General features: G+C 35.7%; 16 protein-coding genes and 1 other annotated feature. Of the genes, 15 read left to right on the top strand and 1 reads right to left on the bottom strand.

From position 1 onward, the window contains the following. The first annotated feature begins 1 nt into the window (after window position 1). The 15 genes from BUB45_RS01840 (at window position 2) to BUB45_RS01770 (ending at window position 14377) form a co-directional block, all read left to right on the top strand. A complete protein-coding gene (locus BUB45_RS01840; protein WP_073004587.1) occupies window positions 2-667 on the top strand; it encodes a tetratricopeptide repeat protein in 666 nt (221 codons plus the stop codon). Between the two features lie 21 nt (window positions 668-688). Then, a complete protein-coding gene (recD2, locus tag BUB45_RS01835; RefSeq protein ID WP_073004856.1) occupies window positions 689-3010 on the top strand; it encodes an SF1B family DNA helicase RecD2 in 2322 nt (773 codons plus the stop codon). A gap of 83 nt (window positions 3011-3093) precedes the next feature. Continuing rightward, a complete protein-coding gene (locus tag BUB45_RS01830; RefSeq protein ID WP_073004579.1) occupies window positions 3094-3288 on the top strand; it encodes a hypothetical protein in 195 nt (64 codons plus the stop codon). A 38-nt stretch (window positions 3289-3326) separates the two neighbouring features. Next, window positions 3327-4436 carry an AI-2E family transporter gene (locus BUB45_RS01825; protein ID WP_073004577.1) on the top strand — a complete coding sequence of 370 codons (1110 nt, stop codon included), beginning with the start codon at window positions 3327-3329 and terminating at the stop codon, window positions 4434-4436. A gap of 48 nt (window positions 4437-4484) precedes the next feature. After that, window positions 4485-4693 (top strand) — a binding site (T-box leader). Between the two features lie 159 nt (window positions 4694-4852). Next, on the top strand, window positions 4853-7492 hold the full coding sequence (alaS, locus tag BUB45_RS01820) for an alanine--tRNA ligase (protein WP_073004575.1): 2640 nt from the start codon (window positions 4853-4855) through the stop codon (window positions 7490-7492). A 120-nt stretch (window positions 7493-7612) separates the two neighbouring features. Further along, complete coding sequence (locus BUB45_RS01815) at window positions 7613-7882, top strand: IreB family regulatory phosphoprotein (protein WP_073004573.1); 270 nt, start codon at window positions 7613-7615, stop codon at window positions 7880-7882. After that, window positions 7883-8296 (top strand): Holliday junction resolvase RuvX, encoded by a 414-nt coding sequence (ruvX, locus tag BUB45_RS01810; protein WP_073004571.1) that lies wholly within the window; start codon window positions 7883-7885, stop codon window positions 8294-8296. A 12-nt stretch (window positions 8297-8308) separates the two neighbouring features. Continuing rightward, window positions 8309-8590 carry a DUF1292 domain-containing protein gene (locus BUB45_RS01805; RefSeq protein ID WP_073004569.1) on the top strand — a complete coding sequence of 94 codons (282 nt, stop codon included), beginning with the start codon at window positions 8309-8311 and terminating at the stop codon, window positions 8588-8590. A 553-nt stretch (window positions 8591-9143) separates the two neighbouring features. Beyond that, window positions 9144-10262 carry an endolytic transglycosylase MltG gene (gene mltG / locus BUB45_RS01800; RefSeq protein ID WP_073004567.1) on the top strand — a complete coding sequence of 373 codons (1119 nt, stop codon included), beginning with the start codon at window positions 9144-9146 and terminating at the stop codon, window positions 10260-10262. A 68-nt stretch (window positions 10263-10330) separates the two neighbouring features. Next, complete coding sequence (locus BUB45_RS01795) at window positions 10331-10978, top strand: O-methyltransferase (protein WP_073004565.1); 648 nt, start codon at window positions 10331-10333, stop codon at window positions 10976-10978. Window positions 10979-10995: 17 nt separating this feature from the next. Continuing rightward, window positions 10996-11646 (top strand): uridine kinase, encoded by a 651-nt coding sequence (gene udk, locus BUB45_RS01790; RefSeq protein WP_073004563.1) that lies wholly within the window; start codon window positions 10996-10998, stop codon window positions 11644-11646. A gap of 254 nt (window positions 11647-11900) precedes the next feature. Further along, window positions 11901-12377, top strand: coding sequence for a transcription elongation factor GreA (gene greA, locus BUB45_RS01785; protein ID WP_073004561.1), 477 nt, complete (start codon window positions 11901-11903; stop codon window positions 12375-12377). A gap of 264 nt (window positions 12378-12641) precedes the next feature. Then, a complete protein-coding gene (locus BUB45_RS01780; protein WP_073004559.1) occupies window positions 12642-13331 on the top strand; it encodes a DUF1510 family protein in 690 nt (229 codons plus the stop codon). A gap of 16 nt (window positions 13332-13347) precedes the next feature. Continuing rightward, window positions 13348-14037 carry a 5'-methylthioadenosine/S-adenosylhomocysteine nucleosidase gene (gene mtnN, locus BUB45_RS01775; RefSeq protein ID WP_073004558.1) on the top strand — a complete coding sequence of 230 codons (690 nt, stop codon included), beginning with the start codon at window positions 13348-13350 and terminating at the stop codon, window positions 14035-14037. A 112-nt stretch (window positions 14038-14149) separates the two neighbouring features. Continuing rightward, window positions 14150-14377 carry a YrhC family protein gene (locus BUB45_RS01770; RefSeq protein WP_073004556.1) on the top strand — a complete coding sequence of 76 codons (228 nt, stop codon included), beginning with the start codon at window positions 14150-14152 and terminating at the stop codon, window positions 14375-14377. 274 nt (window positions 14378-14651) lie between these two features. Here the strand turns inward: BUB45_RS01770 and BUB45_RS01765 are convergent, their stop codons facing one another. Then, entirely contained in the window at window positions 14652-14879 is a 228-nt protein-coding gene (locus tag BUB45_RS01765; RefSeq protein ID WP_073004555.1) for a phage holin, read from the bottom strand. Window positions 14880-14977: the final 98 nt, after the last annotated feature.

Below are 14977 nucleotides of genomic sequence, written 5' to 3'. Positions count from 1 at the left end.
AATGGAGAACAAGTTAAAACTAGCGATACAAGCAATGCAGAATAACGAGTTGGAAGAGGCTGCGTCATTATTTGCAGAAATTATAGAAGAATACCCAGAGAACCCCGTAGGGTATACTAATTTTGGGAATCTACTTTTGCATATGCAAGATACAAAGCGAGCACAACGTTTCTTTGCCAAAGCGATTGAATTAGATCCACATGCAGCAACTGCTCACTACGGTTTAGGAAATTTGTTTTATGAGCAGTTGCTATACACGAAAGCGCAAAACCATTTACAGCAAGCGATAGACCTAGGATTAAAGGAAGCAGATGTTTATTATTTATTAGGGATGACATTTCAACAACAGGGTTATCATAAATTAGCATTACCATATTTATTGCGAGCTGCTGAACTGAATACAAAGGAAGAAGAATTCCTCTTCCAATATGGATTAAGTCTTGCCCAATGTGAGCATGTAAAAGAAGCGGAGGAAATTTTTCATAAGGTTCTTCAGTTGAATCAAAAACATAGTGATGCATATTATAATTTAGGCGTCATAGCTTTATTTAGAGAACAGGTAGAAAGAGCGTTGAACTATTTTGAGGAAGCATTGCGCATTCAGCCTGACCATATTTTAGCTGCCAATGGTCGCAAGAATGTACAAGCCTACCTTCATGAATCATAGGAAGAAGATGGAGTGTTTTGGATGGAACAGATCAAACAGCCAGCCGAGAATGAAAGCTATATTCGGGGTGAACTCCTTCACTTGATTTTCACAAACGAAGTGGAGCATTTTTCGATTGCTAAAATTAAGGTGTTAGATACAAATGAAACACTTGAGGAGAAAACAATTGTCATAAAGGGTTATTTTTATAATTTGCAGCCGGAAACTAGCTATTATTTCTTTGGGGTATTTGATAAACATCCGCGATTTGGCACTCAGTATAAAGTAACTTCATATAAAACATTTATTCCAGATACGAAGGATGGTTTAGTAGCTTATTTATCCAGCGATCTATTCTATGGGATTGGAAAAAAAACAGCAGCCAAGATTGTGGAGCAATTAGGTGAAAATGCAATTTCTAAAATTATTGATGATCCTGAAGCATTGAATGCTATAGCTGGACTAAAGAAGAAAGCAGCCGATCAATTACGTGTTACTTTACAAGAAAATCAAGGCTTTGAACATGTTGCTGTCTATTTAGCACAATATAATATTGGTTTGAAAATGGCACAAAAAATTTATCAAAACTATAAAGATGAAGCAGTTCAATTATTAGAAGCTGACCCGTATCAGTTTGTGTTTGATATTGATGGGTTTGGCTTTCGAACTGCCGATGAAATAGCTAGACAAATGGGGCTTCCAGCTACTCATCCGACTCGTATAGGAGCAGGTTGCATCTATATTTTGCAAACTTCTATTCAAGAGGGACATGTTTATTTGCCAATGGATGTTTGCATTTCATCTATTTGTTCGCTATTAAACACGAAAGAATTAACGGAAGCAATGGTAATAGAAACTTTAACAGCTTTAAATAAAGATAAACAAGTAATTCTCCAAGATGGCAATGTCTACTTACCTTCTCTCTACTATGCGGAGGATGGATTTAGTTCTCAATTAAAGCGCATTTTACAAAAACCAATCGAGCATCAAACACCGATAGCTGAGCTTATGAAAATTATTGGCAGTATTGAAGAAGAAGAAATTTTATCCTATGGAAAAGAACAGTTTACAGCGATTAACCAAGCTATTCATGCAAAGGTTATGATTCTAACGGGCGGTCCAGGAACAGGTAAAACGACTGTTATAAAAGGTATTCTAAAAGCGTATGCCAATATTCATGAGTTATCTTTACAGCCAAAAGATTACGAATATAAAAGTGACTTTCCATTCGTTTTAACTGCACCAACAGGAAGAGCTGCAAAACGATTAAATGAATCTACGGGGCTACCAGCGATGACTGTACACCGCTTATTAGGATGGGATGGAAACCAAACCTTTGAAAAAAATGAGCATGAACAACTAAGTGGTAAATTTATTATTATAGATGAATTTTCTATGGTAGATATTTGGTTAGCTAATCATCTTTTTAAAGCTATCCCAGATGATATGCAAGTATTAATTGTAGGGGATGAAGATCAATTACCTTCTGTTGGACCAGGGCAAGTCTTAGCAGACTTGCTAAAGACAAATCGAATACCATTTGTGAGGCTGACGGAAGTATATCGACAAAAAGAAGGCTCAAAAATTATTCAACTCGCTCACGAAATAAAAAGAGATGAGCCGATAAACTTAGGGAAAGATCATGATTTTAACTTTATCCAATGCGGAACAACACAAATGGGACATGTCATTACTAAAATATTTACGAAAGCTTTGGAGAAAGGATTTGAAGCGAAAGATATTCAAGTTCTTGCTCCTATGTACCGTTCAGAAGCGGGAATTACTAAATTAAATCAAGAGCTTCAACAAGTAATTAACCCAAAGACAGACCAGAAAAGAGAAGTTCGCACACAAGAAGCAATTTTTCGAACAGGTGATAAGGTTATACAGCTTGTTAACCAGCCCGAAGATGGTGTATATAATGGCGATATTGGAGAAGTAGTTGCTATATTTCGAGAAGAAGAGAACACGGAACAAGAGGAACAGCTCGTCATTGCCTATGAAGATCGTGAAGTTGTTTATGAGCGGAAAGACTACCGTAATATTATGCTGGCATATTGTATTTCCATTCATAAATCACAAGGTAGTGAGTTTCCTATTGTCATCATGCCTGTTGCTTGGACATATCAACGCATGCTGAGAAAGAATCTATTATATACCGCAATAACAAGAAGTAAACAATCATTAATTATTTGTGGTGAGCAAGAAGCTTTTTTATACGGTGTAGCGACAAAAAATAAAATCCATCGCTATACAACACTGACACAACAGCTCATGGAAAAACTAACTGTGCTTCATGAATCCAATATACATGCAAATTTGGAAGAGGATGATTCTAATCTTTCCCCTTATGACTTTATGTAAGAAGGAACGTATATTTTTATTTGAAATGGGTTAGCATGATAAATAACTAGTATTCAGTGAAAACCAGAAGGAGTATTAACGACATGCGATGCCCGAATTGTAATGGGAAAGATATTGGTAAAATAGGAATTCGGCAATACTACTGTTGGACGTGTTTTGTTGAGATGACGGTAGAAAATAATACACTGCTTTTACATCAAGTGGAAGTAGACGGATCATTAAGTTCGCTCAATGACTTATTTAATGAGGAAGAAAGAAGATTATATGGAAATAGTTAAAGGTTTGATTACACGCTACCTTTTGGAGGAAGTTAGCCATGTTTAATAGTCGTCAAAGCTTGAACTTCCTCTATTTTCTATTAATTGGCATTCTGCTCTTCCTGTTTTTTTACTTAATGATTAAATTGTTTCCTTTCTATAAAGCAGTATTTTTACTTTTCTGGCATGTAGCAGCTCCATTTGTTATTTCATGTTTAATTGCTTATCTATTATACCCAGTTGTGCAGGCAATACATAAGTACCACATTCCTAAAGGAGTGGCAGTTTTAATTATTTACCTGCTTTTTTTTGGTTTAACAGCCTATTTCATATATCGTATTTATCCAATGGTTGTTGTTCAAGTGAGAGATTTAAATGAGCAGTTTCCACAGTTAATGAAAATGTATGAAAAAATGATTTACCAATTTTATGAGTATACATCCTTTTTACCGGAAAATGTGCATGATAAATTTGACCAATTCTTGTTACGAATGGAGAACACACTCGATCAACTCTTAGAAAGATTGATGAGTGGGTTTACAAAGGTCTTTGATCTCATCATCTTTTTAACGGTTATACCTGTACTTGTTTTTTATTTTTTAAAAGACTATGAAAAAATAAAAAAGTACGGGAAACAGCTAATTCCATTTAGGTTTAGATCTCCATGTAGCCAAATTTGGCATGCAATTGATGACAGTTTAGGCAATTATATTAGGGGGCAATTAATTGTTTGTGGCTTTGTAAGTCTGACATCTTTTGTTATTTTTAAATTTTTATTGCAACTTGATTTTGCGTTGCTACTAGCCATCATTATGGGGATAACAAATTTAATCCCTTATTTTGGTCCTATTATTGGAGCGGTCCCAGCAGTAGCTATAGGTTTTACTATCTCAGGGAATATGGTTGTTTTTGTCATTTTATCCGTGTTTATTATTCAGTTGATAGAAAGTAATTTACTTTCCCCGTATATTGTTGGAAAAAGTATTAATATTCACCCGGCTGCCATCATTTTTGCTTTATTACTAGGTGGGCAGTTGTTTGGTGTCGTTGGCATGATTACCGCAGTGCCATTAATGACTATTTTAAAAGTAATTATCAAGCATTTATTTATATGGAAGGATTATCATTCTACTTCTAAGCAAGAAAGAGACTCTGCACCTCTTAGTTGACATTTATGTCTGCCTTATTCTATAATTGCGCTTAACAAGGTTTATCATTAAAATGCGTTGAAGGTTCTGAGTACATGATTAATGCTTTTGTAGAGAAAGGGTTCCTTAGGCTGCAAGAACCCTTAAAGTTCACATCATGGAAAGCTGTTCTGGAGTGCGGTTCATCCTCGCCGGTTTGTATACCGTTATCAACAACAAGTGATGAATACTGTTGTGTTCATAATAAGGGTGGTACCGCGATCAATCTCGTCCCTGCAAGTGCAGAGAGGGGATTTTTTTAATCTCTTCTATTTAAATAGACAAACATGTTTCTTTTTATTTTCCAAAATAGTATTAAGTAAAGTTTTTTAATAGATGTATTGTTTTCTCAGAACAACTTCGATCCAACATACATAATGGTATAGGAGGAAAATTATATGAAGCAATTAACGTCAGCAGAAGTGAGGCAAATGTTTCTTGATTTTTTTAAGGAGAAAGGACATCGAGTGGAACCAAGTGCATCTCTTGTGCCAATAGATGATCCAACGTTACTATGGATTAATAGTGGTGTCGCTACATTAAAGAAATATTTTGATGGTAGAGTTATTCCAGAGAACCCTCGAATTGTTAATGTTCAAAAATCAATTCGTACAAATGATATTGAAAATGTAGGATTTACTGCACGACATCATACGTTCTTTGAAATGCTCGGAAACTTTTCGATAGGTGATTATTTTAAGCAAGAAGCAATCGAATGGGCATGGGAATTTTTAACAAGTGACAAGTGGATTGGATTTGAAGAAGATCGTTTATCCGTCACTGTACATCCCGAAGATGATGAAGCGTATGATATTTGGTTGCACACCATTGGATTACCCAAAGAGCGTATCATCCGTCTTGAAGAAAATTTTTGGGATATTGGAGAGGGGCCAAGTGGTCCCAACACCGAAATATTTTATGATCGTGGTGAAAAATATGGTAATAATTCGAATGACCCTGAGTTGTATCCAGGAGGAGAAAACGATCGTTACTTAGAAATATGGAATCTTGTATTCTCCCAATTCAATCATAACCCAGATGATACGTATACCCCGCTACCAAAAAAGAATATTGATACGGGGTTAGGTCTTGAACGAATGGTGTCCGTCATTCAAAATGTTCCAACCAATTTTGAAACAGATCTATTTATGCCGATAATAAATAAAACGGAAGCTTTAGCATCTGTAAAATATGGTGAGACTTCATCAGGGGATACGGCTTTTAAAGTAATTGCTGATCATATACGCACAGTCAGCTTTGCTATTGGCGATGGAGCGGTCCCATCGAATGAAGGAAGAGGGTATGTGTTACGTCGCCTCATTCGTAGGGCAGTACGCTTTGCGAAAGAGATCGGCATTGAAAAACCGTTTATGTATGAGCTTGTTGATATAGTGGCAGAAATCATGCAAGACTTTTACGCGCAAGTAGTGGAAAAGAAAGCATTCATTAAAGATATGATTAGAGCAGAAGAACAAAAATTCCATGAAACATTGCATGATGGTCTAGATATATTAACAACTATTATGGATCGTGAAACACAACGAGGTAGTACCATTTTCCCTGGTTATGAAGTGTTCCGTTTATACGATACGTATGGTTTTCCTAAAGAACTAACGGAAGAATATGTTCAAGCACAGGGGTTTACTATCGATGAAGCAGGTTTTGAGGAAGAAATGGAAAAACAAAGGGAAAGAGCAAGAAAAGCACGTCAAAAAGTCGATTCTATGCAGGTGCAAGGAGGTGCGATAGCGAATATTGATGTATTAAGCGAGTTTGTGGGTTATTCCAACTTAGAACAGGATACTACTGTTGCTGCAATCATCCAAGGGGAAGAACAAGTAGAGCAAGCAAATGCTGGAGAAGAAGTGTACTTGTTTTTACACCAAACACCTTTTTATGCAGAAAGTGGGGGGCAAATTGCTGATCATGGTACGATTCGTACAGAATATGCGCTTGGATCTGTAAAAGATGTACAAAAGTCTCCAAAAGGACAACATATACATCGAGTATTTATTGAAAAGGGTAGTATTTCAGTAGGTGAGATGGTTACAGCGACAGTGGATGAATCGAAGAGATCGTTTATTGTTAAAAATCATACGGCAACTCATTTGTTACATCAAGCTTTAAAGGATGTGGTTGGAGAACATGTTAACCAAGCTGGTTCATTCGTAGCACCTGAACGATTACGTTTTGATTTTTCTCACTACCAAGCCGTATCTAAGCAAGAACTAAAGCAAATTGAACAGATTGTAAATGAAAAAATATGGCAAGCTATTTCATTAGAAACCACAACAGAAAAGCTGGAAGATGCGAAAAAGATGGGAGCAACGGCCCTTTTTGGGGAAAAATATGGAGATGTAGTTCGTGTCGTTCAAATTAGCGACTATAGTATTGAATTATGTGGTGGCTGTCACGTTGTTAATACAGCTGAAATTGGCCTATTTAAAATTGTAACAGAAAGTGGAATAGGTGCTGGAACACGTCGCATAGAAGCAGTAACAAGTAAGCAAGCTTATCATTTTATGTCAAATAAATTAAACGTGTTACAACAGGCGGCCCAACTTGTAAAAGCAAAAGAAGAAGCAGTGCCTGAAAAAATTGAAGGACTATATAATGAAATAAAACAATTACAAAAAGAAACGGAATCTCTACAAGCTAAATTAGCAAACAAAGAAACTGCCAGCATGCTGGAAGAGGCTGATTTAATAAACGGAGTTCGTGTTTTAGCAAAACATGTAGATGTGCGAGATATGAACCAATTAAGGAATATGGTAGATGATTTAAAACAAAAACTTGATTCAGGTATGATTCTATTAGCCATGGAAAATAATAATAAAGTACAGCTAGCAGCAGGTGTATCCAAAGATTTAATCGAACAAGGCTATCATGCTGGACATTTGATTAAAAAAGCAGCACAAGCATGTGGGGGAGGCGGAGGCGGCCGACCTGACATGGCACAAGCTGGAGGAAAAGACCCGTCTAAAATTGAACAAGCACTACATGCTGCAAAGCTTTATATTAAAGAGAAGCAAAACTAATATATAATTTAGGATATAAAAAAGATATAATTCATTGTCTAAACATGTTACTATAGTAGGAGAGAAGCATATCGGTTAATTCTTGTTCTAAGATAATGATTCCAAAATCGAGGTGTCATGATGAGTTCAATTGATAAAACAATGAAATTTAATTTTTCAGAGGAACCGTTTGAAGAGAATGTGAAAGAGATTTTGTTTAAAGTACACGAAGCACTCCAAGAAAAAGGGTACAACCCAATTAATCAAATTGTTGGCTATTTACTGTCCGGCGACCCTGCCTACATTCCAAGATACAATGACGCTCGTAATCTAATTCGTAAAATTGAACGAGACGAAGTTATTGAAGAACTGGTTAAATTTTATTTAGAGCAACAGAGGGCAGGTAGATAAATGAAGATATTAGGGCTTGATGTAGGATCCAAAACGATTGGCGTTGCTGTTAGCGACGCTTTAGGTTGGACTGCACAAGGAATTACAACTATTAAGTGGAATGAGAATGTTTTAACTTCAGCGGATGACGCTTTGGGCGAAATTATAACAGAGCACGAAGTTGGAAAGGCTATTATTGGATTACCGAAAAATATGAATGGAACGATTGGTGAACGTGGTGAAGCTTCCATTATTTTTGCAAAACATATGGAAAAAAAGTTTCAAATCCCAACAGAACTCTGGGATGAGCGTTTAACGACAATTGCTGCAGAAAGAGTATTGTTAGAAGCAGATGTTAGTAGAAAAAAACGAAAAAAGGTCGTTGATAAGATGGCTGCTGTGATGATTTTGCAAGGTTATCTTGACCAAAAATAAAGGAGTGGAATAATGGCATTAGAAGAAAAAGAAAGAATTATTATCCCAGATGAAAATGGCGAAGAACATCTTTTTGAGGTATTGTTTACATTTGATTTGGACGATACGAATCAGTCTTACATTGCAGTAACACCTGTAGAGCAATCGGAGGAAGAAGAAGTGGAAGTGTACGCATTTCGCTATGAAGAAAAAGATGAGGATGATTTATCATTATTTCCAATCGAATCAGACGATGAGTGGGAAATGGTAGAAGAGATGCTAAATACCTTGGCAGAGCAGGAAAATGAAGAATAAGCTTTAGTATAGTAATTTTGAGCTAATGTCATTTTTGACATTAGCTCTTTTTTTGTTGTCTAGGAAATTAAAAAATTTTGCAGCTGTGGATAAACTAACTAAGTTATTTAGCCACGTCCGGCTCCAGCGTCCAGCAACTAGGCGACTTCACTCCATTGCCTTACGATAAGTCATCATTGGTTCGTTCTAAATAGGAATGCCGACTAAAGACGGGCTTGCCAGAGAGCGCCGGCATACTCCTGTTGCAGGAGCATGATTCCTAAAACTTTCGTTGATTCGTTCCAGTCGCTACGTTGCTGAACGGGCGCTTGCGCCTTTGTGCCACTATAGGAAAGAATATAATGTTAAGCATTCATTGGTTTATAGTTAACAACAAATTGGACGGTGTTTTATGCCATAAAGACTTACCGGTAGCCAAGTTTTTTCTAATGAAAATTGATGAAGGCTGGACATAAATCCCTTTGTAAAAATCTAAACAAAGGATATTTATACAAAAATAATGGCATCTAATAGCATATTTTAGTATAATATAGCGGATGAGGAGGGAAGATATATGTCCAAGCAGATCAAAACCAGCAAATTTAAGGACAACCTCAAGGCTCGCAGTGAAGAAGCTAAAACGGTTCGCAAAATTGTAACGATCATTATTATGACGCTATTAATTATATTGGTAATAGGGGGTGCTTCAGGTTACTTATATGTGAAATCTGCATTAGAACCTGTTCATCCTGACAGTAAAGAAGAGATTAAGGTAACAATACCAATTGGATCTTCATCCTCTAATATTGCTAATATATTGGAAGATAATGGTGTGATTAAGAATGCACTAATATTTCGCTTTTACTTAAAATTTAATAATGAGTCCAGCTTTCAAGCGGGAGATTATGTATTTACTCCAGATATGGAGCTAAGTGAGATTGTCGATTCATTAAAAAGTGGTAAATTATTGGCAGAACCTGTCTATACGGTTACTATACCTGAAGGAAAAACGATAGAAGAGTTAGCAGAAATTTATGCAGAACAATTACCTTTTTCCAAAAAAGAGTTTTTAGAAAAAGTAAATGATCCAGATTATATTCAGACATTAATGGAACGCTATCCATCTGTACTGCTAGAAGATATTTTGAACCCAGAGATTCGTTCACCACTAGAAGGGTATCTATTTGCCGCAACGTATGAGTTCTTTGAAGAAGAGCCTAGTGTTGAAGCAGTTGTCGATGAGATGCTAAAAAAGACAGAAAGCGTGCTTTCCGATTATTTAGATGTCATCAATGAGCAAAATTATACTGTTCACGAAGCTATAACGTTTGCCTCTGTTATTGAAAAAGAAACGGGCGCCAAAGACCAGCGTAAGAAAATAGCAGGAGTATTTGCTAATCGGTTAGAAAAAGGGATGAAACTTCAGACAGATCCAACTGTTTTATACGCGCAAGGGGAACATAAAGACCGAGTTTTGTATGAAGATTTAGAAATTGAATCACCATATAACACTTATTATATAGAAGGTCTTCCTGTTGGTCCGATTGGTAATTTTTCCGAGACCGCGCTTGAAGCCGCTCTTCACCCTGAGGAATCGAAGAATTTATATTTCTTACATGATAAAGATGGAAATATCTATTATGCAGAAACATTAGAACAACATAATAAGAACAAGCAAAAACATATAAATTGAGGCATATTATCCCCCGGTCTTATGGATAGGGGGATAAATGCAATTTTTAGAAGGTAGAGGGGATTGTAATGAACGACAGCAATAGTGGTCATTACTTAGAAAAAATGATACCAAAACGAACTGCTTCCATTGAAAGGTTAGAAAAAAAAGCCAAAAATGATCATGTGCCAATTATGGATGTAGTAAGTATGCATTTTGTACAACAAATCATTCGTCTAAAACAGCCTAAGCGGATATTAGAGATCGGTACAGCAATTGGTTATTCTGCTTTACGCATGCTGGAAGCACAACCTAATGCAGAAATTATAACCATAGAAAAAGATGAGCAAAGATATCAAGAAGCCAAGGGGCATATTCGTGCTCACCAAGTTGAACAGCAGATAAAAATTTTATCTGGGGATGCCTTAGAAGTACTAAAAAACTTGCAAAACGAAGCATTTTTTGATGTAATATTTATCGACGCTGCTAAAAGCCAGTACCGTCGTTTTTTTGAGCTTGTTACACCCTTACTAGCAAATGAAGGTATTATCATTACGGATAATGTTTTATTCCGAGGATATGTTGCCAACGAACGTATCGTTCCATCTAGATATAAAAAAATGGTGGAAAAGATCAATGAATATAATCATTGGCTAATGCAACACCCATTGTTTACCACGACTATAGTACCTATAGGAGATGGTGTAGCAATTAGTAGCAAACAGAGTCAGAGTTAGAAGGGAGAAACCATTCGATGCATCATCAACCAGTAGTTATTGGGGTAGCAGGTGGAAGCGGAAGTGGAAAAACTTCTGTTACACGCTCCATATGCCAGCGCTTTTTAGAGCAAACCATTTTAGTTATTGAACAGGACTATTATTATAAAGATCAAAGCCATCTCCCATTCGAAGAACGCTTAAATACCAACTACGATCATCCATTAGCTTTTGACCATGACCTATTAGTTGAGCATATGCATAAATTATTAAGCGGTGAGACGATAGATAAGCCCGTTTATGATTATAAGATGCATACACGCTCTCAAGAAGTTATTCAAGTACAACCAAAAGATGTAATCATTTTAGAGGGGATATTAATTCTTGAAGATCCACGGCTACGTGATTTAATGGACATTAAAGTTTTTGTTGATACAGATGCGGACTTACGAATTATTCGCAGGCTTATGCGTGATATAAAAGAACGTGGAAGAACATTAGATTCTGTAATTGAGCAATATATTCATAAAGTCAGACCATCACACTTACAATTTATTGAACCGAGTAAACGTTATGCTGACATCATTATTCCAGAAGGTGGACAAAATCATGTAGCCATTGACATTATGGCAACTAAAATAGAAAATATCCTTTTGAAACATAGTAATAAATTTAATGAAAAGTATTGAAAAAATATTCGAATTCTGCCATAGTAATGGTTAGTATAATTTTGAAAAATGGAGCGCTTACATTTTCGTCGAGCTCCTATTAGTTTGTGCTCAAAAAATATAAGTTAAAAAGTAGTAAACAACATGTACAATGTTGTAATTGTACTTAAAGTGAGAAGATAGAACTAAAGTTTTGAGCATAGCCTAAAAAGAAACATGTCAAATTACATTAGTATGACGACGATATATTGAAGGAAGAAGAAGGAGTGGTTAGAATGACTGTAGAAAAAAGCTATTATATGACTCAAGAGGGGAAAGAGAAATTAGAACAAGAATTGCATTATCTAAAAACAGAACGCCGTCAAGAAGTGGTTGAACGTATAAAAGTGGCTCGAGACTTCGGTGATCTTTCCGAGAATTCAGAGTATGATTCTGCAAAAGACGAACAAGCTTTTGTGGAATCTCGAATTGCACAAGTGGAAAAAATGATTCGTAATGCAGTTATTATAGAAAATGATAATCAAAACCCGCACATTGTTTCATTAGGTAAATCTGTGACGTTCCAAGAACTTCCTGATGGTGATACAGAAACATACACCATTGTTGGAAGTGCTGAAGCTGATCCATTTGAAGGTAAAATCTCTAATGATTCCCCAATGGCACAGAGTTTAATCGGAAAAGAAGTTGGTTCAGAAGTTTCTGTAGCTACTCCTGGTGGAGAAATATTTGTAAAGATTATCGAAGTTGAATAAGTAAGCAAAAAGATAGTGAGCCAAAGCGTTCACTATCTTTTTACGCTCAACAACTATGAGGGCTCTTATGGATTGACTCACTTTTATGAAAAAAGTTTGGGAGTCGATCCTTTAATACAAAAAACAATTATTTCACATAAGCAAGGTTTGGCTTAATACAAAAGGCAAATTTGTAGTTAGTACATAAATTGTTATATGCTAAGCATATTAATTCTTATACTAAATATGATATGATAGTAGGGTAATTATGGGAGGGTTGAGATAATGGGTGATTTTGATAGAGTTTCCCGTGTAGATAAATTTGAAAAACGAAGAAAAAATACTAAATCTATATCAATTTTTCTTATTATAGGTGCTGTTTTAGTCCTCATTCTGTTGGGATTTTGGATGTTTGGCGGTGGCGATAAATCCTCAGAAGAGAATAAAGATACTTCCAATGAACAGGCAGAAGCAGAAGATAACGGTACAGAAGATAGTAAGGAAGGAGATAACAACGATCAATTTACTAGAGTAGAAGATGATGAGGACAACACCCAGTCTTCTGATAATGAAAAAGATGAACAAGATAATATAAAAGAGGAAGAACAAGCTGAAGATAATAGTTCAGTGGAAACAGAACAAGTTGAATCGTCAGATGATAATGTCGTGAAAGCTTTTACAGGTGATTGGAAGCCAATTGGAACAGAACAAAAAGGAACGCATACAACAAACTATAATGAAGGTTCTCAAGATAGAAAAGAAATCGAGACTGCTGTTACGCAGGTAACGGGTTTAGATAAAAATAGCATGGTTACACATTGGGTAGGAAATGGTGGAAGTCCGGAAAAAGTAGAAGCAACAGTTTCTACAGAAGATAATACACAGATTTACCGTGTGTATTTAATTTGGGTAGAAGAACAAGGCTGGAAACCAACAAAGGTAGAACAATTAAAAAGTGTAATTATTAACAGATAGATTTGGAGGTATTTGGATGACAATAGGAATTATTGGAGCAATGGATGAAGAAATTGCTTTCTTAAAAGATGCAATGTATATTAAAAAAGAGTTAGAAGTAGCAAACTGTTTATTTATTGAAGGGCAATTATATGATAAAGAGGTTGTTTTGCTTCAATCCGGTATTGGTAAAGTGAATGCTGCGATGGCAACAACCATCCTGCATGAACGATTTGCTCCAAACTACATTATTAACACTGGATCTGCAGGAGGATTTGCTACAGATTTAAACATAGGAGATGTAGTTATCTCGACACAAGTTGTCCATCATGATGTAGACGCAACCGCATTCGATTACGCTTACGGCCAAGTGCCGCAAATGCCTGCAATGTATGATGCAGATGTCAACTTGGTCGCAAAAGTAGTAAATGTATTGACAGATCTAGACATCTCATATGAAAAGGGAATTATTGCGACTGGTGATTCGTTTATGAGTGATAGAGAACGTGTTACATTTGTTCGTGAAAAGTTTCCTACTATGATAGCTGCAGAAATGGAGGCAGCTGCGATAGCACAAGTATGTTACCAATATGCTACACCATTTGTTATTATACGTGCGCTTTCTGATATTGCTGGAAAAGAATCCTCAATTTCTTTCGACGCCTTTTTAAATACTGCAGCCACAAATGCTGCTAATATCATCATGAAGTTTATACAATCAAACTAAAGTTTTGCAATACGAGTAAGAAACATTGGCAAATTTGTTTATTCCAATAATTACATCCCTATGAAATACGTAATTTATGTTAGGATAATCATAGAACTAGGAGGTAATGTTAATGGATAATAAACAGAGATTGAAATATAAATATATAGATTACCAACGGTTTATAGGTGCGTTATTAATCTTATCTATGTATTTATTTTTAGGTGCTATCATTAATACGTATTTGAGACCTTCTGAAGATGGTATTGTTCTTATTGGTTTAACACTCGTTTCATTAAGTGCTGGATTTTGGCTGGCATATCAACAACGTCAAATAAAAAGAAAGCTAGATGAACGCTAATGCAATAAATGCTTAGCGTTTTTTGCACTTTGGAAAAGGGTAGCATTTTCAGGTTTTAAGCTTTAGTCATAAAAATACATGGAGCTGAGTTAGTGCGTAGTACAGTGTTTATTAAAAAAACTTGTTAAATATTTCTGTCAAGCGGTTTTTTACAAACTGTAGTCAGTAGAGAACTATTTCAATATTTCGTTAGTACATAAAAGAAGGATGATGAAGGTAGCAATCCTCCTTTGTTAATCGTGCTACCTTCATCATCCTATTCGTACATATAATATTATTTCATTCCATTTTCTTTTAGGAATTTTTCATTTTCTTGCGCTTTTTTAGTAACATTATTATTTTTCCACCATGCATATATGGCCATTAATGTAGTAGCTATTGTAGAAACAATTTCATAAATTTCTTCCTCGTTAAATGGTAAGGGCTGATAGCCAAAGGTGATTAAAGCTTGGTTAAGCAATAAAAAGCTTAGTGCAACAAGCCTTACAATAGCAGTTTTCATGTTATCACACTCCTTACTTAAATATATTTCCAAAGCCGTTAAATGGTGTGGACATACGTTTGAAATTAAAATTTACGTTCTTTTTATAGACGATTTGT

Origin of the sequence: Virgibacillus chiguensis (genome assembly GCF_900129865.1) — a bacterium.
GTDB lineage: Bacteria > Bacillota > Bacilli > Bacillales > Amphibacillaceae > Virgibacillus > Virgibacillus chiguensis.
Note: the sequence above shows the minus strand (reverse complement) of the source record. Positions and strands in the feature narration are given on the sequence as shown.